At 70.7% G+C, this 20,328-nt stretch carries 19 protein-coding genes; 10 read left to right on the forward strand and 9 right to left on the reverse strand.

Annotated features, from left to right (window positions below; all coding sequences use genetic code 11):
- Positions 1-22: 22 nt before the first annotated feature.
- The 6 genes from AB0447_RS32670 (at position 23) to AB0447_RS32695 (ending at position 5,578) form a co-directional block, all read left to right on the forward strand.
- Positions 23-928: an A/G-specific adenine glycosylase gene (locus AB0447_RS32670; protein ID WP_366480509.1), complete on the forward strand. Its 906-nt coding sequence runs from the start codon at positions 23-25 to the stop codon at positions 926-928.
- 174 nt (positions 929-1,102) lie between these two features.
- Positions 1,103-1,660: a SigE family RNA polymerase sigma factor gene (locus tag AB0447_RS32675; RefSeq protein WP_366480510.1), complete on the forward strand. Its 558-nt coding sequence runs from the start codon at positions 1,103-1,105 to the stop codon at positions 1,658-1,660.
- Positions 1,661-1,683: 23 nt separating this feature from the next.
- The gene (locus AB0447_RS32680) at positions 1,684-2,304 is read left to right on the forward strand and encodes a hypothetical protein (RefSeq protein WP_366480511.1); all 621 of its coding nucleotides are present in this window, start codon (positions 1,684-1,686) and stop codon (positions 2,302-2,304) included.
- 14 nt (positions 2,305-2,318) lie between these two features.
- A complete protein-coding gene (gene cseB, locus AB0447_RS32685) occupies positions 2,319-3,020 on the forward strand; it encodes a two-component system response regulator CseB (RefSeq protein WP_366480512.1) in 702 nt (233 codons plus the stop codon).
- Complete coding sequence (cseC, locus tag AB0447_RS32690) at positions 3,017-4,330, forward strand: two-component system sensor histidine kinase CseC (RefSeq protein ID WP_366480514.1); 1,314 nt, start codon at positions 3,017-3,019, stop codon at positions 4,328-4,330. The genes cseB and cseC overlap by 4 nt, the downstream gene beginning before the upstream one ends.
- A 93-nt stretch (positions 4,331-4,423) precedes the next feature.
- A complete protein-coding gene (locus tag AB0447_RS32695) occupies positions 4,424-5,578 on the forward strand; it encodes a LamG-like jellyroll fold domain-containing protein (RefSeq protein ID WP_366480515.1) in 1,155 nt (384 codons plus the stop codon).
- Positions 5,579-5,591: 13 nt separating this feature from the next.
- Here AB0447_RS32695 and AB0447_RS32700 read toward each other — a convergent pair whose 3' ends face one another.
- Positions 5,592-6,206 carry a M23 family metallopeptidase gene (locus AB0447_RS32700; RefSeq protein WP_366480517.1) on the reverse strand — a complete coding sequence of 205 codons (615 nt, stop codon included), beginning with the start codon at positions 6,204-6,206 and terminating at the stop codon, positions 5,592-5,594.
- A 301-nt stretch (positions 6,207-6,507) separates the two neighbouring features.
- Here AB0447_RS32700 and AB0447_RS32705 point away from each other — a divergent pair, with 301 nt between their 5' ends.
- A complete protein-coding gene (locus AB0447_RS32705; RefSeq protein ID WP_366480518.1) occupies positions 6,508-9,486 on the forward strand; it encodes an NACHT domain-containing protein in 2,979 nt (992 codons plus the stop codon).
- A 118-nt stretch (positions 9,487-9,604) separates the two neighbouring features.
- Here AB0447_RS32705 and AB0447_RS32710 read toward each other — a convergent pair whose 3' ends face one another.
- Positions 9,605-12,130 carry an ATP-dependent Clp protease ATP-binding subunit gene (locus AB0447_RS32710; protein ID WP_366480519.1) on the reverse strand — a complete coding sequence of 842 codons (2,526 nt, stop codon included), beginning with the start codon at positions 12,128-12,130 and terminating at the stop codon, positions 9,605-9,607.
- A gap of 454 nt (positions 12,131-12,584) precedes the next feature.
- Here AB0447_RS32710 and AB0447_RS32715 point away from each other — a divergent pair, with 454 nt between their 5' ends.
- The gene (locus AB0447_RS32715; protein ID WP_366480520.1) at positions 12,585-13,256 is read left to right on the forward strand and encodes an SCO3374 family protein; all 672 of its coding nucleotides are present in this window, start codon (positions 12,585-12,587) and stop codon (positions 13,254-13,256) included.
- Here AB0447_RS32715 and AB0447_RS32720 read toward each other — a convergent pair.
- The 6 genes from AB0447_RS32720 to AB0447_RS32745 form a co-directional block, all read right to left on the reverse strand.
- Positions 13,235-13,573, reverse strand: coding sequence for an Lsr2 family protein (locus AB0447_RS32720; protein ID WP_366480521.1), 339 nt, complete (start codon positions 13,571-13,573; stop codon positions 13,235-13,237). The genes AB0447_RS32715 and AB0447_RS32720 overlap by 22 nt on opposite strands.
- 141 nt (positions 13,574-13,714) lie before the next feature.
- Positions 13,715-14,263 (reverse strand): amino-acid N-acetyltransferase, encoded by a 549-nt coding sequence (locus AB0447_RS32725; protein ID WP_366480522.1) that lies wholly within the window; start codon positions 14,261-14,263, stop codon positions 13,715-13,717.
- A 9-nt stretch (positions 14,264-14,272) separates the two neighbouring features.
- Complete coding sequence (locus AB0447_RS32730) at positions 14,273-14,692, reverse strand: BlaI/MecI/CopY family transcriptional regulator (protein WP_366480523.1); 420 nt, start codon at positions 14,690-14,692, stop codon at positions 14,273-14,275.
- 128 nt (positions 14,693-14,820) lie between these two features.
- Entirely contained in the window at positions 14,821-14,982 is a 162-nt protein-coding gene (locus AB0447_RS32735; protein WP_366480524.1) for a hypothetical protein, read from the reverse strand.
- Between the two features lie 14 nt (positions 14,983-14,996).
- Positions 14,997-15,671, reverse strand: coding sequence for a hypothetical protein (locus tag AB0447_RS32740; protein WP_366480525.1), 675 nt, complete (start codon positions 15,669-15,671; stop codon positions 14,997-14,999).
- A gap of 332 nt (positions 15,672-16,003) precedes the next feature.
- A complete protein-coding gene (locus AB0447_RS32745; RefSeq protein WP_366480526.1) occupies positions 16,004-17,239 on the reverse strand; it encodes an MFS transporter in 1,236 nt (411 codons plus the stop codon).
- A 160-nt stretch (positions 17,240-17,399) separates the two neighbouring features.
- On the opposite strand from AB0447_RS32745, the gene AB0447_RS32750 reads away from it, so the two are divergent.
- Positions 17,400-18,065 (forward strand): HAD family hydrolase, encoded by a 666-nt coding sequence (locus AB0447_RS32750; protein WP_366480527.1) that lies wholly within the window; start codon positions 17,400-17,402, stop codon positions 18,063-18,065.
- On the opposite strand, the gene AB0447_RS32755 is transcribed toward AB0447_RS32750, so the two are convergent.
- Entirely contained in the window at positions 18,046-19,275 is a 1,230-nt protein-coding gene (locus AB0447_RS32755) for a transcriptional regulator (RefSeq protein WP_366480528.1), read from the reverse strand. The two genes, AB0447_RS32750 and AB0447_RS32755, sit on opposite strands and share 20 nt — an antisense overlap.
- Positions 19,276-19,463: 188 nt before the next feature.
- On the opposite strand from AB0447_RS32755, the gene AB0447_RS32760 reads away from it, so the two are divergent.
- The gene (locus AB0447_RS32760) at positions 19,464-19,886 is read left to right on the forward strand and encodes a DUF6415 family natural product biosynthesis protein (RefSeq protein ID WP_366480530.1); all 423 of its coding nucleotides are present in this window, start codon (positions 19,464-19,466) and stop codon (positions 19,884-19,886) included.
- The last annotated feature ends 442 nt before the right edge of the window (positions 19,887-20,328 follow it).

Here is a 20,328-nt window from a genome sequence, read left to right on the forward strand (position 1 = left end):
TTCGTGCCAGGATGCGGTTGCCATGACTGCGATTCCTGCCCTCGACGCCGACAGCGCGCACGCGCTCCACTCCCCCGTCATCGCCTGGTTCGACCAGCACGCCCGCGACCTGCCCTGGCGCCGCCCCGAGGCCGGCCCCTGGGGGGTCATGGTCAGCGAGTTCATGCTGCAGCAGACCCCGGTCAAGCGGGTGCTGCCCGTGTACGAGCAGTGGCTGGCCCGCTGGCCCCGCCCGGCCGACCTGGCCGCCGAACCGCCCGGCGAGGCCGTCCGCGCCTGGGGCCGGCTCGGCTACCCGCGCCGCGCCCTGCGGCTGCACGGCGCGGCCGTCGCCATAACGGAGCGGCACGGGGGCGACGTACCGAAGGAGCACGCGCAGCTGCTCGCGCTGCCGGGGATCGGCGAGTACACGGCCGCCGCGGTGGCCTCCTTCGCGTACGGACAGCGGCACGCCGTGCTGGACACCAACGTCCGCCGGGTCTTCGCCCGTACCGCGACCGGCGTCGAATACCCGCCCAACGCCACCACCGCCGCCGAGCGGCGGCTCGCCCGGGCCCTGCTGCCCGAGGAGGAGGAGACCGCCGCCCGCTGGGCCGCCGCCTCGATGGAACTCGGCGCCCTGGTGTGCACCGCGAAGAACCCGGACTGCGCCCGCTGCCCGGTCGCCGGGCTCTGCGCCTGGCGGCTGGCCGGGAAGCCGCCGCACGAGGGGCCGCCGCGGCGCGGCCAGACGTACGCCGGTACCGACCGGCAGGTCCGGGGCAAGCTGCTCGCCGTACTGCGGGAGGCGGTGGGACCCGTTCCGCAGTCGGTCTTGGACACGGTCTGGGACGAGCCGGTGCAGCGCGCCCGGGCACTGGACGGACTGGTCTCCGACGGCCTGGTGGAGCCCCTGGCGGGCGGCAGCTACCGCCTCCCCCGGACCTGACTCCCAGATTCCGCTTCCCCGTCGGGAAACCGCAGCTCACAGGCGCTGTTACACAACCTACGGGTAGCCGTGCGCCCACCGCAGGCTGGCCCGCACAGCCTCGTGACAACGCCTCCGTACCTTCGATTCCACAAGCAGGGGCGAAGAACGGTTACGGAACGGAGGCGGTCTGAGATGGCGCACGGCGAGGTACTCGAATTCGAAGAGTACGTACGCACTCGGCAGGACGCGCTGCTGCGCAGTGCCCGGCGCCTGGTCCCGGACCCCACCGACGCGCAGGACCTCCTCCAGACCGCTCTCGTCCGGACCTACGGCCGCTGGGACGGCATCGCCGACAAGTCCCTCGCCGACGCCTACCTCCGCCGGGTGATGATCAACACCCGTACGGAGTGGTGGCGCGCCCGCAAACTCGAAGAGGTCCCCACCGAGCAGCTCCCGGACGCCAGCGTCGAGGACGGCTCCGACCAGCGCGCCGACCGCGCCCTGCTGATGGACATCCTCAAGGTGCTCGCGCCCAAGCAGCGCAGCGTGGTGGTGCTGCGACACTGGGAGCAGATGAGCACCGAGGAGACGGCCGCGGCGCTCGGGATGTCGGCGGGAACCGTGAAGAGCACTCTGCACCGGGCGCTGGCCCGCCTCCGGCAGGAGCTGGAGAGCCGCGACCTGGACATGCGGGCGCTGGAGCGCGGTGACCACGTGCGTGACGAGGGGCGGGAGCGGTGCGCGGCCTGAGCGGCAGAGGTTCGCTGGTACTGGTGTCGACGGGGACGGTGGTCCTCGTCGGCACCGTGCTGTTCGTGGTCGGCTGCAGCTCGGGGGGCACCGGGCTGAAGGACGGCGGCCCGGCCCGCACCGAAACCGTGGCCAAGACCGCCCCCCCGCCGTCCCCCGGGAGCAGCGCGGAGTCCCCGCGCATGGCCAAGATCGACCCGGTGGCGCTGCTCAAGGCGGACCCGAAGGTCAGCGACGAGATCAAACGGGACCTCAAGCCCTGTGTGGGCAAGGAGTATCCGATCGACGTCAGCTACGGGAAGGTCACCGGCAACGACGTCGAGGACGTGGTGGTCAACGTCCTGTCCTGCGCCGATGCCATGGGGCTGGGCTCGTACGTGTACCGGCAGTCCGCCGGCAGGTACGAGAATGTCTTCTCGGACGAACAGCCGCCCGTCTACGCGGAGATCGACCGGGGCGATCTCGTGATCACCAAGCCCGTGTACGCCAAGAGCGACGCGCTCTCGTACCCCTCGGGCGAGGACGTGATCACCTACCGCTGGTCGGGCGAGAAGTTCACCCAGCACGACCGGGTGCACACGGATTACAGCAACGTGGTCGACGGCGGGGGCCAGCCCGCCCCGGCCGTGACAGAGAAGAACTGAGGCGAGGCTTCCGCATGGCCGAGACCCATGTCCTGTTCGTCGAGGACGACGACGTCATCCGCGAGGCCACGACCCTGGCGCTGGAACGCGACGGGTTCGCGGTCACCGCCATGCCCGACGGCCTGTCGGGCCTCGAGTCGTTCCGGGCGAACCGCCCCGACATCGCCCTCCTCGACGTGATGGTCCCCGGCATGGACGGGGTCAGCCTCTGCCGCCGCATCCGCGACGAGTCCACCGTCCCCGTCATCATGCTGTCGGCCCGCGCGGACTCCATCGACGTGGTGCTCGGCCTGGAGGCCGGCGCCGACGACTACGTCACCAAGCCCTTCGACGGCTCGGTCCTGGTGGCCCGCATCCGCGCCGTACTCCGCCGCTTCGGCCACGCGGGCGGCCCCGGCGCCACCGTGGACGGGTCCCCGGCCGGGGAGCGCGGGGTGCTGTCCTTCGGCGACCTGGAGGTCGACACCGAGGGCATGGAGGTCCGCAAGTCCGGTGCCCCGGTGGCCCTGACGCCGACGGAGATGCGGCTCCTGCTGGAGTTCTCCTCCGCGCCCGGCACCGTACTCTCCCGCGACCGGCTGCTCGAACGCGTCTGGGACTACGACTGGGGCGGCGACACCCGCGTCGTGGACGTCCACGTCCAGCGCCTCCGCACCAAGATCGGACAGGACCGCATCGAAACGGTCCGCGGCTTCGGATACAAGCTAAAGGGATGAAGCGGTTCACCCTGCGCACCGGAATCCGCTGGAAGATCACGCTCGCCATCGCCGCCGTGGGCGCCCTCATCGCGCTCGCGCTCAGCCTGGTGGTGCACAGCGCCGCCCGGGTGTCGATGCTCGACAACCAGCGTGAAGTACAGCTGGACCGCGTGCAGTTCATCTCGCGCAACGCCGAGGCCGGCCGCAAACCGCTGATGGGCGCCAAGCTCAACGACCCCGATCTGCCGGGCCCCTTGCGGGACAAGGCGCGCGGCGGGCGGCGGGGCACCTATGTGCAGGAGAACCCGCACGGGCTGCCCGAGGTGTGGGCGGCGGTGCCGCTGGGGAACGGGCAGGTGCTGTCGATCCACAACCAGTTCCGGGAGAGCGCGAAGATGATGCGCGACCTGGACCAGGCCCTGGTCATCGGCTCGCTCGCGGTGGTCGTCGGCGGTTCTGCGCTCGGCGTGCTCATCGGCGGGCAGATCTCCCGCCGGCTGCGCAAGGCGGCTGCCGCGGCGACCCGGGTGGCGCACGGCGACCCCGACGTCCGGGTGCGGGACGAGGTCGGCGGGGTCGTACGGGACGAAACCGACGACCTGGCACGGGCGGTGGACGCGATGGCGGACGCCCTCCAGGAACGGCTGGAGGCCGAGCGGCGGGTCACCGCGGACATCGCGCACGAGCTGCGCACCCCGGTGACGGGCCTGCTGACGGCGGCGGAGCTGCTGCCGCCGGGCCGTCCCACCGAGCTGGTGCGGGACCGGGCGCAGGCCATGCGGGTGCTGGTCGAGGACGTACTGGAGGTGGCCCGGCTGGACAGCGCGTCCGAGCGGGCCGAGCTACAGGACGTGGCGCTGGGCGAGTTCGTCAGCCGGCGGGTCGGCTCGCTGATGCCGGAGGCTTCCGTCCGGATCGTCGCCGACGAGATCGTCAGCACGGACCCGCGGCGGCTGGAGCGGATCCTCGGCAACCTCCTCGCGAACGCCGCCCGGTACGGGCGGCCGCCGATCGAGGTCGACGTCGAGGGCCGGGTGGTGCGCGTACGGGACCACGGGCCCGGCTTCCCGGAGGCGTTGCTGCGCGAGGGCCCGAGCCGGTTCCGTACCGGCTCCACGGACCGGGCGGGCGTGGGCCACGGCCTGGGCCTGACCATCGCGGCCGGTCAAGCGCGGGTCCTGGGGGCCCGCCTGACGTTCCGTAACGTGGCGGCGCCGGGCGGGGTCGACCGGGAGGGTGCGGCGGCGGGGGCGGTGGCGGTGCTGTGGCTGCCGGAGCACGCACCGACGGCGACGGGCAGCTTCCCGATCATCCAGCTGCCGCAGTGACCCCGCGGCGGAGGGGTCCGGGCGGGGCAGTCGAGTCCGTATCGGTACCGGTGGGCGTTCATCGGAAAAGACTGATGTTCTAGCATCCCTGCCATGACTGACGGTACGGATCGCACGAGCAGCCAGCAGCCCGACCCGGCGACGGGGAACGGCGGCTACGGATACCCGGCGGGGCAGACGCCCGGTGGTTACGGGTACCCGCAGGCGGGGCAGCCCAACCCGTACCAGCAGCCGGCGCCCGAACCGCAGGCGTGGGCGGCCGGGCTGCCGACGGAGCCCTCGGGCTTCCCGCAGCAGGCCGCGCCGCAGCCGGACTGGCAGCAGCAGCCGGCGCCGTTCGCGCACCCGGTCGGCGACCAGCCGGACTGGCAGGCGCTGGCGGACCAGAACGAGTCGCGGCGCGGCCGGAAGAAGGCGCTGGTCATCAGCGCCTCGGTGCTGGTGGTCGCGCTCGCGGCGGGCGGCGGCTGGTTCGCGTGGCAGGCGATGGGGGACGACGAGGGGGGCGATACGCCGACGACGGCGGTCTCCGGCTCGCCGAACCCTTCGGCTTCCGCCTCGGGCAGCAGCGACTCCCCCACGGTGGAGGGCGAGCCGAACCTGCTGCGCGACCGGTCGGGCAAGGTGCACATCGCGCTCGGCCCGGACACCGAGCTGGCCAAGCTGGAGAACCGGAACGAGATCCGGCTCAAGGGCAATCCGAACTCGTACGCCCAGGGGGCCGGCCAGGCCGTCAACACGGCGAAGAGCTTCACCGTCTCGGCGCGCGTCTACAACGTGACCGAGGGCGGCTCGCGGATGGCGGTCAGCCAGGGCGACGGCGTCTCGTACTCCTTCGAGCTGGGCTTCGAGGAGTCGAACGGCAAGAAGGTGTGGGTGTTCCGCGTCCAGACCGGCGACAAGGGTGCGGCCTCCACCGCCCAGCAGGTGCAGGCCGATGCGCCCACCGCCGTGAAGAACTGGGCGATGCTGACCGGCACGTACGACGCCGAGAAGAAGACGATGGCGCTCTACGTGGACGACAAGCCGGCCGGGACCGCGGCCGTCGCCGCCCCCATCTGGTCCGGTCCGGGTCCGGTGCAACTGGGCCGGTCCCGCCACCACGGCATCTGGACCGGCTCCTGGGCCGGCTCCCTGGACCACGTACGGGTCTGGGACAAGGTGCTGACCCCGGAGCAGGTCGCCGATCTGAAGAACAACAAGCTGAACAAGAAGGTCAAGCCGTCGCACTCGTGGCTGATCGGCTGATCCGCGGCGGAGGTCAGATGGTGACGCCCTCGGCGCGCAGGAAGGCGACCGGGTTGACGGCGGTGCCGTAGTTCGGGGTGGTGCGGATCTCGAAGTGCAGGTGCGGGCCGCTGGAGTTTCCGGTGTTGCCGGACAGGGCGATCTGCTTGTCGGCGGCGACCTTCTGGCCGATCCGGACCTGGATCTTCGACAGGTGCGCGTACTGCGAGTACGTGTTGTTGTCGTGCTTGATCACGACGGCGTTGCCGTAGGCGGGGCCGTCGCCGCCGCCGTTCGGGCCGGCCTTGACGACGGTGCCGGCGGACACGGCCTTGACCGGGGTGCCGACGGGGACGGCGAAGTCCTGGCCGGAGTGCTTGCGGGCCCACATGCTGCCGCCCTTGCCGAAGGTCGCGGAGAGGGTGTAGGCGTTCACCGGCTTCTTCCAGGCCGACTTCTTCGCGGCCGGCTCGGCGGCGATGCGGGCCTGGGCCGAGGCCTGGGCGGAGACGAGCTCGGCGGTCAGCGGGGTCTGCGGGGTCTCGTCGGCGAAGGCGGTACCGGCCGCTCCGAGGGCCAGGGCGGCACCGATACCGGTGGCGACGACGGTGGCGCGGATGCGGGTGGTACGGAAGGGCTTCGCAGACATGTGTGAGTCCTCCGAGGACGGGGTAAAAGGGATGCCGGGGAAATCGGCTCATCTTTGGTAACCCGAGCCCCGCCAATCCCCCAAAAGCCTCATCTACGAGCAGACCTCGTAGATGGGGTGAGGTCTTTCGGCCCTGTTGACCGGCCCCTTCCTGGGGGAAGTGCCCGAATTAGGGGTCTTTTGGATCTACGAGATGCCCTCGTAGGTCCGATTTGCCCTGTGCGGCTTGTCACCGATCCAGGACCTTCGGATGTCCGTTTCGGGACCAAAGACCTGCAACCCCGGGCTACGCTCACGCATCGTGGACGCATCGGTGGCGGGGGTGAAACTGGCGTCGAGCGTGGTGGCGCCGCTCATCAGGAGACTGTTCTGGCCCGAGACCCCGGGCGCCGGACTGGTCCCACGGCAGGTGCGGATCGCCGCGCTCGTCTCCTTCCGGGAGAAACGCCGCCTGACCGACAAGGAGCTGCGCAAGCTCGCCGACCGGCTGGTCACCGAGGCCCTGGCCGCTCCCGGGGAGCGCCCCCTGCCGGAGGGCGAGGAGGACGGCGTCGCGGCGGCGCTCGCGGTCACCCTGGGCGCGCTGGGCGCCATCGAGATGCACGACGTCCAGGCGGTGCGGCTGGGGCACCGGGCCTTCGCCCGGGAGCTCCGCGCGGCCGCCCCGCGCCCGGTGCTGTCCCGGGACGCCCAGTACTTCTACGAGCAGCTGCTGGAGGCGACCTGCCTGCACATCCTGCACTTCTTCACCACCCGCTCCACCTTCGGACCGGCCACCCTGCTCCAGCAGAGCCGGGACCTGCAGGAACTCATCGACAAGATGGACGTGCTGCTGGACCGGGCGCACCGGCCCGACGGCCGGGACACCGCCTTCGAACGCGACTACCTGGCCTCCGTCGCCAGGCGGTACAGCACCCTCACGATCTTCGGCCTGGACCTGCCGCCGAGTTCCACGACATGGCCGATGGACGTGGCGTACCTCGACCTGGGGGTCACCTCGCCGGCGCCGTTCGAGGCGACGGACACGCCCCCCGTCGGGGCCCCGGCCCCCTCCGCGGCTCCCGCCCTGGCCGACCAGGTGCTCACCCGCCACACCCGGGCCCTGCTGCGCGGCGAGGCGGGCTCCGGCAAGACCACCCTGATCCAGTGGCTTGCCGTCTCCGCCGCACGCCGGGAACGGGGCACCGCGGACCCCGTTCCGTTCGTCCTGCCGCTGCGGACCCTCACCCGGCACGGGGCGCGGCTGCCGCAGCCCAAGGACTTCCTGGCCGCCGTGGGCGCCTCGATCGCCTCCGAGCAGCCGGATGGCTGGGCGGTCCGGGTGTTACGCGGCCGGCGGGCCCTGGTGCTGGTCGACGGACTGGACGAGATACCGGAGTCCGAGCGGCCCGTCGCCCGGGAATGGCTGGCCGACCTGATCGCCACCTACCCGGACAACCGCTGGCTGGTCACCACCCGGCCCTCCGCCGTACGCCAGGACTGGCTCATCGACGAGGCGTTCACCGAACTCACCCTCTCCCCCATGAACCGCCCGGAGGTCGCCGGGTTCATCGACCGCTGGCACGCCGCGACCGGCGCCGACGACGAGCTCCGCGAGCAGCTCAAGCAGGCCGTGCGCACCAAGTCCGACCTGGCCCGGCTCGCCACGAACCCCCTGCTGTGCGGGCTGCTGTGCGCCCTGCACCGGGAGCGCCGCGGTTTCCTGCCCTCCGGACGCAGGGAGCTCTACAACGCGGCCCTGTCCATGCTGCTGCGCCGCCGCGACCTCGAGCGGCGCCTGCGCCTTCCCGAACTGTCCGAGGAGCCGCAGCTGCAACTGCTTCAGCGGCTGGCCTACTGGCTGATCCGCAACGGGCGGACCGAGCTGGACCGGGAGCGGGCCGAGCGGGTGGTCCGGGAGGCCCTGCCCGCCGTACCGGAGGCGGAGCGGGTCCTGGGGGACGAGAAGGCCGTCCTGCGCCACTTCGTGGAGCGCACCGGGCTGCTGCGGGCCCCGTCGGTGGACACCGTGGAGTTCGTCCACCGCACCTTCCAGGACTTCCTGGGGGCCCGGGCAGCCCTCGACGCGGGTGACTTCGGGGTGCTGTCCTCACACGCCGAGGACGACCAGTGGGAGGACGTCATCCGGATGGCAGTGGCCCAGGGCCGCCCCCGGGAGCGCGCCGAGCTGATCGGCGATCTGCTCGGGCGGCAGTCGGCCCGGTCGGCGCTGCTCGCCTTCGCGTGCCTGGAGTACGCCGCCGAACTCGATCCGGAGCTCCGGGCCCGGGTGCAGGCCGCTGCCGCCCCGCACATACCGCCGACCGGCATCGCGGCCGCGGAGGCCCTGGGCCGGGTCGGTCCCCTGGTGCTGGAGCTGCTGCCCGGCCCCGAGAACGCCTCCGACGAGAGAGTCGCCTTCTACACGGTCGTGGCCGCCGGATCGGTCGGCTCCGATCTCGCCATCCCCTTCCTGGCCCGGTACGCGGGCGATCCTTCGGCACTGGTCCAGGGAAAGCTGGCCGAGTTCTGGCCCCGGTTCGACACCGTGCAGTACGCCGAGGAGGTCATCGCCCGCCTCGGGCACGTCCCGGGGACCCTGTACGTCCATTCCGATGCCGAGCTCGATGCCCTGGGCACCTTCGCCCCGCAGGAGCGGGTGAACACGAAGGGCGCGGTCTCCGGCGCGGCCTTCTCGCACTATCTGGGCCGGACCCGGGTGACCTCGTTGAACATCCGGGACAACAAGGAGCTGACCGGCCTGGACTTCCTCGAGGGAATGCGGTCCCTGCGGACGATCTCGCTGATGGGCTGCCCGGCCCTGGCCGACCTGGGCGGCCTGGCCGGGCTGCCGGTGGAGCACGCGCAGCTCCACCTGGACGGCCCGCTGGACGTGGGCGCCGTGACGGCGGGCTGGAGTGCCCTGCAGGGGCTGACCCTGAGCGGGCCCCACGCCCCCTGGTCGCTCGACGACCTCTCGCCGGACGCCGACCTGCGGTCCCTCGTACTCGGCCGGTCGCCGGGCCCCCTGAGCGGTCTGGCACGTCACCCGCAGCTGCGGTTCCTGGCGCTCCCCGACTCCTGGGAGCCCGTCGACGGGGCCGCGGACTGGCGGACCATCGCGGCGCTGCCACGGCTGCGGGAACTGTCCGTGCCCGCTGGTGCGCTCGGCTCGCTCCCCGGCTCGCTGCGGCTGCGGCAGCTGCGGGTCCTGAAGCTCACCGGTGACGAGGCCGCAGCCGCCGCGCACGACGTGCGGGTCCGACGGCACTTTCCGAAGGCCAGGGCGACCACCGGGTGACCACGTGCCACCCCTGAAGCGCCGATGGCGCTGCCGGCCCCGGCAGCGCTGACACGCAAAAGGTGCGGCCCCCGGGACCGTGATGGTCCAGGGGCCGCACCCTCAGGCGGTCAGAGCCTTACGCGCCCTTCGAGAGGTCCGGGCCGGAGCCCGTGGCCTCGATCGGGGGGACGTCCGGCAGCGCCGACTTCTCCTCGCCGCGGAAGGTGAACTTGGCGGTTTCGCCCTCACCCTCCACACCGACGACCACGATGTGGCCGGGACGCAGCTCGCCGAAGAGGATCTTCTCGGAGAGCATGTCCTCGATCTCGCGCTGGATCGTCCGGCGCAGCGGCCGGGCACCCATGATCGGGTCGTAGCCGCGCTTGGCCAGGAGCTGCTTGGCGTCACCGCTGAGCTCGATGCCCATGTCGCGGTCCTTCAGGCGCTCGTCCACCTTGGCGATCATCAGGTCGACGATCTGGATGATGTCTTCCTGCGACAGCTGGTGGAAGACCACCGTGTCGTCGACACGGTTGAGGAACTCGGGCCGGAAGTGCTGCTTCAGCTCTTCGTTGACCTTCGCCTTCATCCGGTCGTACCCGGTCTTGACGTCGCCCTGGGCGGCGAAGCCCAGGTTGAAGCCCTTCGAGATGTCACGCGTACCCAGGTTGGTCGTCATGATGATGACCGTGTTCTTGAAGTCCACGACCCGGCCCTGGGAGTCGGTCAGGCGACCGTCCTCCAGGATCTGGAGAAGGGAATTGAAGATATCCGGGTGGGCCTTCTCGACCTCGTCGAAGAGGACGACGGAGAACGGCTTGCGGCGCACCTTCTCGGTGAGCTGGCCGCCCTCTTCGTAGCCCACGTAGCCGGGGGGCGAACCGAAGAGACGGGAAACCGTGTGCTTCTCGCTGAACTCCGACATGTCGAGGGAGATCAGCGCGTCCTCGTCGCCGAAGAGGAATTCGGCGAGCGTCTTGGAGAGCTCGGTCTTACCGACACCGGACGGGCCGGCGAAGATGAACGAGCCACCGGGGCGCTTCGGGTCCTTCAGGCCGGCCCGCGTACGGCGGATCGCCTGGGAAAGGGCCTTGATGGCGTCCTTCTGACCGATGACGCGCTTGTGCAGCTCGTCCTCCATGCGGAGCAGTCGCGAGGACTCCTCCTCGGTCAGCTTGAAGACCGGGATACCGGTCGCGGTCGCGAGGACCTCGGCGATCAGCTCGCCGTCGACCTCGGCGACGACGTCCATGTCGCCGGCCTTCCACTCCTTCTCCCGCTTGGCCTTCGCCGCCAGCAGCTGCTTCTCCGTGTCACGGAGCGAGGCCGCCTTCTCGAAGTCCTGGGAGTCGATCGCGGACTCCTTGTCCCGGCGGACACCGGCGATCTTCTCGTCGAACTCGCGGAGGTCCGGCGGCGCGGTCATCCGGCGGATGCGCATCCGGGAGCCGGCCTCGTCGATCAGGTCGATCGCCTTGTCCGGCAGGAAGCGGTCCGAGATGTACCGGTCGGCCAGGGTGGCCGCCTGCACGAGGGCCTCGTCCGTGATGGAGACGCGGTGGTGGGCCTCGTACCGGTCGCGCAGACCCTTGAGGATCTCGATGGTGTGCGGCAGCGACGGCTCGGCGACCTGGATGGGCTGGAAGCGGCGCTCGAGGGCCGCGTCCTTCTCCAGGTGCTTGCGGTACTCGTCGAGCGTGGTCGCACCGATGGTCTGGAGCTCACCGCGGGCCAGCATCGGCTTGAGGATGCTGGCGGCATCGATCGCGCCCTCGGCGGCACCCGCACCCACGAGGGTGTGGAGCTCGTCGATAAACAGGATGATGTCGCCGCGGGTGCGGATCTCCTTGAGGACCTTCTTCAGGCGCTCCTCGAAGTCACCGCGGTAGCGGGAGCCGGCGACGAGCGCGCCGAGGTCCAGGGTGTAGAGGTGCTTGTCCTTGAGGGTCTCGGGCACCTCGCCCTTGACGATGGCCTGGGCAAGGCCTTCGACGACGGCGGTCTTGCCGACGCCGGGCTCGCCGATCAGGACCGGGTTGTTCTTGGTCCGGCGGGACAGCACCTGCATGACCCGCTCGATCTCCTTCTCGCGCCCGATGACCGGGTCGAGCTTGGATTCGCGGGCCGCCTGGGTGAGGTTGCGGCCGAACTGGTCCAGGACCAGCGAGGTCGAGGGCGTGCCCTCGGCCGGGCCGCCGGCCGTGGCCGACTCCTTGCCGCCTCCGGAGTAACCGGAGAGCAGCTGGATGACCTGCTGCCGGACCCGGTTGAGGTCGGCGCCGAGCTTCACGAGGACCTGGGCGGCGACGCCCTCGCCCTCGCGGATCAGGCCGAGCAGGATGTGCTCGGTGCCGATGTAGTTGTGGCCGAGCTGAAGAGCCTCGCGGAGGGAAAGCTCCAGGACCTTCTTGGCGCGAGGGGTGAAGGGAATGTGCCCGGACGGGGCCTGCTGGCCCTGGCCGATGATCTCCTCCACCTGCTGGCGGACCGCCTCGAGCGAAATCCCGAGGCTCTCCAGGGCCTTAGCGGCGACACCCTCACCCTCATGGATCAGGCCCAGAAGGATGTGCTCGGTGCCGATGTAGTTGTGGTTGAGCATCCGGGCTTCTTCCTGAGCCAGGACGACAACCCGCCGCGCGCGGTCGGTGAACCTCTCGAACATCGTTAATCGCTCCTCAGAGCGGTCGGGCAGTAAGGGGGCGGTCCCCTCCCTGTCCTTCCGCATGCTAGTCCCGCGGGGCGGGACAGCTCATTCCAACTGCCGACATCCGTCCCAGGCTCACCCCCACATCTCAGCGAGGATTCCCCGTCTTGAACAGCCGACAACTGCTCCAACCCGATGGTGCGAGACGATGTTCCCGCAGGCCAGGCAGATACCCGTCACATGAGTACGCCGATGGCGAACGGGAGCCGGTCAAATCAGCGTGTCGCCCCGATCCACTAGGAATGTCTTACCCGTAAGCACCGACACTCCATGCCCCGAGCACCGGTCCCCTCCGCTACGGGCGAACACAGTTGCGTCCTGAATGTGAGACGGAGTCCCTCCGGTGCTTTACGTTCCGTATTGCACCGGGAGCGCTGCGTAACTCCGGGGGCCTCCCGGGGGTTGCGCAGTCATGACGCTCACCGCCCCTGCCATTGTCCCGCTTCCGCGGAGCTCGCCGGAGGGATCCGGGGACGCCCCGGACGCCGAGGACGCCCTGCGGCGCGGGGAGCCGCGCCGGGAAGTGCAGGCCGAGGACGCGCTCTGGTACGAGCGTGTGCTCGGCTGGCCGGTCGCGGGCGGGCCGCCCGCGCAGCTGGTCACCGGGGAGCGGTTCGACGTACTGGAGCTGCCGGCGGACGCGGGGGCGGCGGTGCTGCGCCGGCCGGTGGCCACCGGCCCGGTGGCCCTGATGGGGCGGCGGATGCGCTTCCTGGTGGCTCCGGGCAGCGCGGAGGAGCTGCCCGGCCTGCTCGACTGGCTGGAATGGGGCGGGGTGCCGCTGGAGCTCACCGCCCTCGGCCCGGGCGGCCGGATGACCGCGCCCGCACCTCCGGCGCCTCCGGCGGCCCGCACCGGGCTCCACGAGGGCACTGGTGCCCCCGCAGCGTGCGGAGAAAGCCCTCGGGGGGCCGCCGTGTGGCTGCGGCCCCCCGAGCCGGGGTGCGAATCCCTGCTGCCGTCCCTGACCGCCCCGGGGCGGACCATCGGACCCGACCTGGCGCGGCTGGTCGGCGCGGCGGCCACGGAGTGCCATCGGGCCCGGCTCGCCGGGCTGGGGCGTCAGCCCTTGGCGTTCTCGTAGGCCTCGCGGATCTCGGCGGGGACCCGGCCGCGGTCGTTCACGTTGTAACCGTTGGACTTCGCCCAGGCACGGATCTCGGCGGTGTCCGGCTGCCCGGCCGAAGCGGCGGCCCGGCCCTTGGCGCGGCCCGCTGCCGCGCGGCCGCCGGTACGCCGGCCGGCCTTCACGAACTCTTCCAGCGCACCGCGGAGCTTCTCCGCGTTGGCGCTGGTGAGGTCGATCTCGTAGGACTTGCCATCCAGCGCGAACGTGACGGTCTCGTCCGCCGTGCCACCGTCGAGGTCGTCGACAAGAAGGACCTGAACCTTCTGCGCCACCGGATTTCCTTTCATCGAAAATGCAGTACGCGGAAAGGAAACCGCTTTTGCCTGAAAAACACAAACCCCCGGGAGAGGTTCAGGACGGCAAGAGGACGGGAAACATACGCGATTCGGACATAGGGATCGCGAACTGATCGTTCACAGGTGCAGAAGCATCCGGCTGTTGCCCAAGGTGTTCGGCTTCACTCGTTCGAGACCGAGGAACTCGGCGACGCCCTCGTCATAGGAACGGAGCAGCTCCGTGTAGACATCGGTGTCCACCGGAGTCTCACCGATCTCGGTGAAGCCGTGCTTCGCGAAGAAGTCCACTTCGAAGGTGAGGCAGAATACCCGGCGCACACCCACCTCGCGGGCGGTGTGCAACAACCGCTCCAGCACCCGGTGGCCGACGCCGGACCCCTTCAACTCCCGGTCCACGGCGAGCGTACGGACTTCGGCGAGGTCCTCCCACATCACGTGCAGAGCGCCGCAGCCGACCACGCGGCCGTCCGCTTCGCGTTCCGCGACCCAGAACTCCTGGATGGACTCGTAAAGCGTCACGGGCGCTTTGTCGAGGAGGATCCGCTGCTGCACGTACTGGTCGAGGAGCCGGCGCAGCGCGGGCACATCACCGGTACGAGCCCGGCGGATCGTCACTGCTTTTGCATTTGCACCGTTAACCGGCGGCACGGACGAATCGTCTTCCATGCCCGGACGCTATCGCCCCGGCTCCTGGTCGCGCTCGGCGGACTCCGCATCCGGAGGGGGTTCCTCGTCGTCCCCCTGCACGATCTGCACCGCGGCCCGCAGCGCCTCGCGCTGCTCGGCGGACATCATCCCGAAGAAGGCGACGAGGGCGGCCGCCGGGTTGTCACTGGTGGACCACGCTTCGTTCATCAGTGCGGCCGAGTAGGCGGCCCGGGTGGAGACGGCGGTATACCGATAGGCGCGCCCTTCGGCTTCCCGCCGGACCCAGCCCTTCTGGTGAAGGTTGTCCATCACGGTCATGACCGTCGTATATGCGATGGAGCGTTCCTGCTGGAGGTCTTCCAGCACTTCGCGAACAGTGACCGGGCGGTTCCACTGCCACACCCGCGTCATCACGGCGTCTTCGAGTTCTCCCAGGGGGCGAGGCACAGCAGCACGATAGTCCTGCATGTCCAGAATTGCCCGGCTATTCGCTCAATGCCGCCCAAGAAAAACGGGACGACCGATGGCCGCCCCGCTTTCGTCCTACTTCACCACGGCACTACTTCTGCCGGGCACTACTTCTGCTGGGCCGCCTCGGCCCGGGCAATCACGGCGTCGACCGCCGCGTCCTCCTTGGCCTTGTTGGCGCCGCCCTGGCTCTTCACGATCGTCACGACGAGAGCGATGAAGAACACGGCCATCACGATGGGGGGCACGAGCGCGGAAACGTAGTCCATGCCCACCAGCGTAGCTACCCGGCGACGCGGGCGGCCGCCGGGGGCGGCGTCGGCTTCCGGCGCGGCGGGAACACCTCACCCGGCGTGGGAATCGGCCGCTCCACCCCGGGCTTCGCCCCCGGCGCAGGCTCCTCTCCCCCACCCCCCTCACCCTTCTCCCCCTCGTCCCCCTTCTCAGCGTTCTCGACCTTGTCGCCCTTCTCGGCCTTGTCGCCCTTCTCGACCCTCTCGGCCTTCTCCGCCTTGCCTCCGGTGAGGGCGAGCAGCCGGGTCCTGGGCGCGGGCGGCCGGAGCCGCCGCCGCAGCGACCGTTCGGCGACCACCTGCGCCCGCTCCAGCAGCGCCGCGGCCGCCGGGTTCCCGCGCAGGGCGCGCAGCGCGGCCAGATCGTCGGCCTCCGGCTCGTACCCGTCGTCGAGCGCGTTCCGCAGCAGCTCCAGATACCCGCCCAGACTCCCGGGCAGCGCTTCCCGGTACCGCCGGAGATCCTCCAGCAGGAACGCTCTGAGCCGCCCGGCCTCGTCGGCGGCATCATCGACCGCCTGCGCGAGCCGTAGGCAGTCCTGCACCTCGGCGGCCGTCAGGGGGCCGGCGGAAGACTGAAGGGCATGGGCGAGAGACCGCCGCAGCACGCGCAGCTCAGCAGCGCTGAACGCCATACCGCCACGGGATCCGAAGGGCGTGGGCATGGCCCGAAGATACGCGCTAATCGGACAAAATCCCCCCATCTCCGCACCCCCGGGCGCGGCGCGCCCGCCCGCCGCCCGGGGGCGCATACCGGAAATCCGGCCCGGAGCCTGCACCGGACTTCGCCGGAGACGTCGGCAATATCCGGCACCACCGCGGGAACACGGGGAGCCGAGGACACCGCCCGCATAAGACCGCACAGCTTCGCGGGAAAGCCCCGCACACCCACTGCGATCAGGACTCCCCCTCCACCGCATCCCGATGGTCCGGGATGAGGCTGCGCGCATTCGCGGGCGACAGCTGGGCGCAGAGAACCGCGGTGCTCCGGACGACTTCAGGCAGCCGGCACCTTCACCGCGGATTCGAGCTGTGTCCGGCAGGGCTGCCGGTGGCGTTGTGCCCAGCGGACGGCGAGTGGCGCCGCCAGGCCGGTCAGGGCGAACAGCGCCCCTACGACGTACCACCCGGGGCGGCCCCAGGTGATGCAGAGCGCGATGAGCAGGCTCGGCCCGAGGGCTTCGGCCAGGCTGGCGCCCAGGCCGAACACACCCAGGTACTGGCCGGTGGCGTGTTCCGGGGCGAGGGCGAAGGACACTTCGAAGCCTGCGGCGGAGTGCCACAGCTCGCCGACCGTGTGGATGACCACTGCGGCCATCAGCAGCGTTGCCGCAGCCCATGCCGGTATGCCCGCGGTCAGGGCGATCAGCGAGCAGGACATCAGGAAAGCCACACCCGATCGACGGTAGGCACCTGCGCCGGCCGCGGGGGAATCGATGTTCCGGCTGGCCCGTACCTGGAACGCGATGACGATGACGGTGTTGACGAGCATGGTGCCCGAAACCAGCCAGGGCGGGGCGGTGGTGGCGGCGACCAGCCAGAGCGGGATGGCCACGGTGAGCACCTTGAACTGGACGGCCATGATGCCGTCGAGAGCAGTGATCAGGAGGTAGGGCCGGTCCCGCAGGGCGATCCAGCGGGGGCCTCCGGCCTTGGGCCCGGGCATCACCGGCGGCAGGAAGACCAACACGGCCGCGGAGGCCGCGAAGGCGACCGCGTTGCCGAGGACGAGCAACTGGTAGGCACTATGGGTGCCGACCTGGACGGCGCACCCCGCCAGCAGGGCTCCGAGGGAGATCCCGATGTTGGTCACGGACCGGAGATAGGCGCGGAACTCCTGCGGCCGGTCCCCTCCGTAGCGCCTGATGAGCGGACTGCGCGCGGCCAGACCGGCCGCCTGCGCTCCGGTGGCCGCACACACCGCGCACACGAACGGCCAGAAGCTGTCCGCCAGTACGAACCCGGCCGTTGCCAGCGCCCGGACGACGAGGGTGGCCGCGTAGACGCCGCGCGCTCCGTGCCGGTCCGCCAGATGCCCGGCGGCGATGCCCACCCCGAGCGAAACGAACCCGGCAATGCCGAGCCCGAGCCCCACCTGCGCTGCGGGAAGGTGCACCGCCTGGGTGAAGTACAGCACCCCGGCGGTCAGGTAGAGGCCGCTCCCGACGGTGTTGACGAAGTTGGAGGCGGCGATGACGCGTTGTGGTCCGGCGTGCGGTATCAGCTGGGGCATGACGAGGCTCCACGTCCTGAACAGGAAGTAAGGACCACTGAAGCCTCTTGCATGTTACTCGCAATAACAACCCCTATGCGATAGCTGGCTCCGCCTCCACGGCCGTTCGGGGTCCGGGCGGGGGGCGCCTTCGTACTCCCGGGCCCCTAGGCTGGCCCGTATGACGATTCGCGCTGTGGTTTTCGACGTCGGCGAATGCCTGGTAGACGAGACTCGCGAGTACGGGACGTGGGCCGACTGGCTCGGCGTCCCCCGCCACACCTTCGCCGCCGTGTTCGGCGCGGTCATCGCACAAGGCCGCGACTACCGCGACGTGTTCCAGGAGTTCCAGCCCGGCTTCGACCTGTACGAGCAGCGGGAGGCCCGTGCTGCAGCCGGCCAACCGGAGCACTTCGGCGAGAACGACCTTTACCCGGACGTCCGGCCTGCCCTCGCGCAGCTCCGGGAGGCGGGGCTGTGGCTCGGCATCGCCGGGAACCAGACCGTCCGTGCAGGCGGAATCCTCCGCGACCTCTTCACCGGGGACGTGGACCTGATCGGCACCTCGGACGACTGGGGGGCCAGCAAGCCGGACATCGAGTTCTTCGAGCGGGTGGCCAAGGTCGTCCCGTTCGCCCCTGAGGAGATCCTCTACGTGGGGGACCGGATCGACAACGACATCCGGCCCGCTGCCGAGTTCGGCATGCGCACCGCCTTGGTCCACCGCGGCCCGTGGGCAACGATCCAATGGAACACGGTCGAGGCCCAGGAGCTCCCGACGGTGCGGATCAGCAGCCTCTTGGAGCTCCCCGGGCGGATCGCCGAGCTCACATCGCGAGCGCGCTGACCACCGCACCCCAGCCGTACAGCCGGTCGTCGAGATCGCGGACGCACTGCTCGTGCTGCCACTGCGCGAGCGCACGCCGCACCCCCCGGACCCGCTCCAGCCCGGTCGCGTACCAGTGCGTCTCCAACAGCTCCAGCGCGCGGACCGCGTACTCCGCCGCGGTTGCCGGGTGTCCATCGGCGGCCTCTACCGCGGCGAGGTCACCGAGGACGACCGTGCGCTGCTTGTCGGCATCCGCGGGCAGCTCGTCGAGAACCCGCAGGAGCGTCTCGCGGGCCTGAGGCAAATGCCCCGCCGTGAGCTGCGTGTTGCCCTTGAACGCGGCGAGCCGGACGGGGCTGAACCAGTCCATCCACTCCGGGCTGCTGTGTTCTCCGCCGGCGGCGAGGACATCCTCTCCATGGGCGATCAGGTTCAACGCGGTCCTCGTATCGCCGCACCGGGTCTCACATTCGGCCTCGACCGCGTCCAGCCAGGCGAGGAACTCGGCTGAGGCCGAACTGCGCCGGGCGTACGTCCGCGCCGCGATCATCCGCTCGGCAGCGGCGGGCCGGTCTCCTGCCCAGCCCGGAACGAAAGCCATGTGAGCGAGAACGGCGGAGCCGAGGAGGGCGTCGTCGGCCCCGCCGGCAGCCTGAAGTGCGCGTACCCACGTCTCCTGCGCGCGGGCGGGCTCGCGGAGATCGAAGAATTCGATGCGGCCGGCCAGCAGCCAGGACTCGGCGAGAGCTGCCGCCACGGCCCGTCGGGTGAGGCCCGCGGTCGACGGCAGCAGCGCCTCGCCGAGCGCGGCGTGCGCGCTCACGGCGGGGTGGAGGGTGGCAGGGGCGACGGTCCAGTACAGGCGGCGGTGGGCGCGGGTCACGGAGAGGTAGTCCGTTCCGGCGCTGGAGGGCTGGATCGCGTTCGGGGTCCGGACCGGGCCGCGGTTGAGGGGCGGCAGGGCACTGGCAGCTGCCGGGAGGTCCGAACCGGTCCCGGCGGTCGGGGTGAATCCCAACTGCTCGATGTCCTGGCCGAGGATCTCCGTGAGAGCCTGGCGGACGTCCGGGTACGGCAGGGGCGGGTTGTCCGATTCCCAGCGGCGGACCTGGCGGATGCCGACGGTCACACCGCGACTGGCCAGGGCATCGACGAGATCTTGCTGAGATCGGTATCCGGCGGCCAGGCGGGCTGCCTTGAGTCGGGTGTTGCCGGTGGGGCGCGTCATGCCAACCTCCGTGCGTGGGCGAGCAGATGCCCACTGTCGCAGGAAGTCTGGCGAGGAGCCACCATTCGCCAATTCGGCCGTACAGAAGTCCTGTTTCAGGGCCCCAGAAGTCCAAGACAAGTCCTCGCAGCGGGACTTCTCATGGTCCACGCTGTCCTCACACCCGCTGATGATGGTAGGGAGCACGCATGTCGCCGGAGGAATGGCACGCTCAGGCACTCGACGAAGCCCTCAACGAGCTCCGGAACGCACTCACCGTCATGGCGGACGGAATAGAGCGGGAGGTCGAGGCCGCGGCCGAGAAGGACATCATGGCCGCGCTCGCCATGAAACACCTCCCGCCGCCGGACGACCTCGCCGATCTCACCTCCCGCCTCATCACCCACGGCATCACGCTGGCCGTAGGCGTCCGGGAGATCCCGCCCGGCCTCCCCTCCGAGCGAGGCCTCGCCGCCGCCGATACCTGGGCCCGGCTGACCGAGACCGGCCCCAAGGACGGCCCGCTCGGCAACTGGTCGTACGCCCGCCAACTCGCGGCGGTCTCCCGCAGCATGCTCCACGCGATCCGGGCACACCGCTGCACCCCGCCCGCGCCGGACGTCGCGCCATGAGCCGGCAGCCGGTAGCCGCTCCAGCACCTTCGCGCACTTGACCGCGCCCGGTCCGCGGGATGTCAGTGAGGGCCTTTCCGGTCCCTCGGCAAAAGAGACTGACCCACTCCCCCGGTGGCGGCATTTATCCGGCCACAGACGGGCCGGGGACGCTAAGCCGAGAGAAGCGCGTAGCGATCTGGCGCGCCCCAAGGTCCGGCTCGGCTAACCGGCTCTGGCTTCGGGGAATCGGAGCTGTCCGCCCGACAGGGCGGCCGGCCGGGCGGCAGCCGCCGCCCGACCTCCCTGGCGGGGCCGCATGGGGTCCTGTCCCCCATGCCGTTCCTTCGGGGCTTCCCGACAGTCCCTGTCTTTCCGGGGCCGGCCGGGCGGTCAAGGGTGGAGCGCAGCGACATCGCGAAGCGACGCGACCGAAGGGAGCGCCCTTGACGGCCCGGACGGA

The sequence above is a fragment of the Streptomyces sp. NPDC051211 genome, from assembly GCF_040689505.1.
GTDB lineage: Bacteria > Actinomycetota > Actinomycetes > Streptomycetales > Streptomycetaceae > Streptomyces.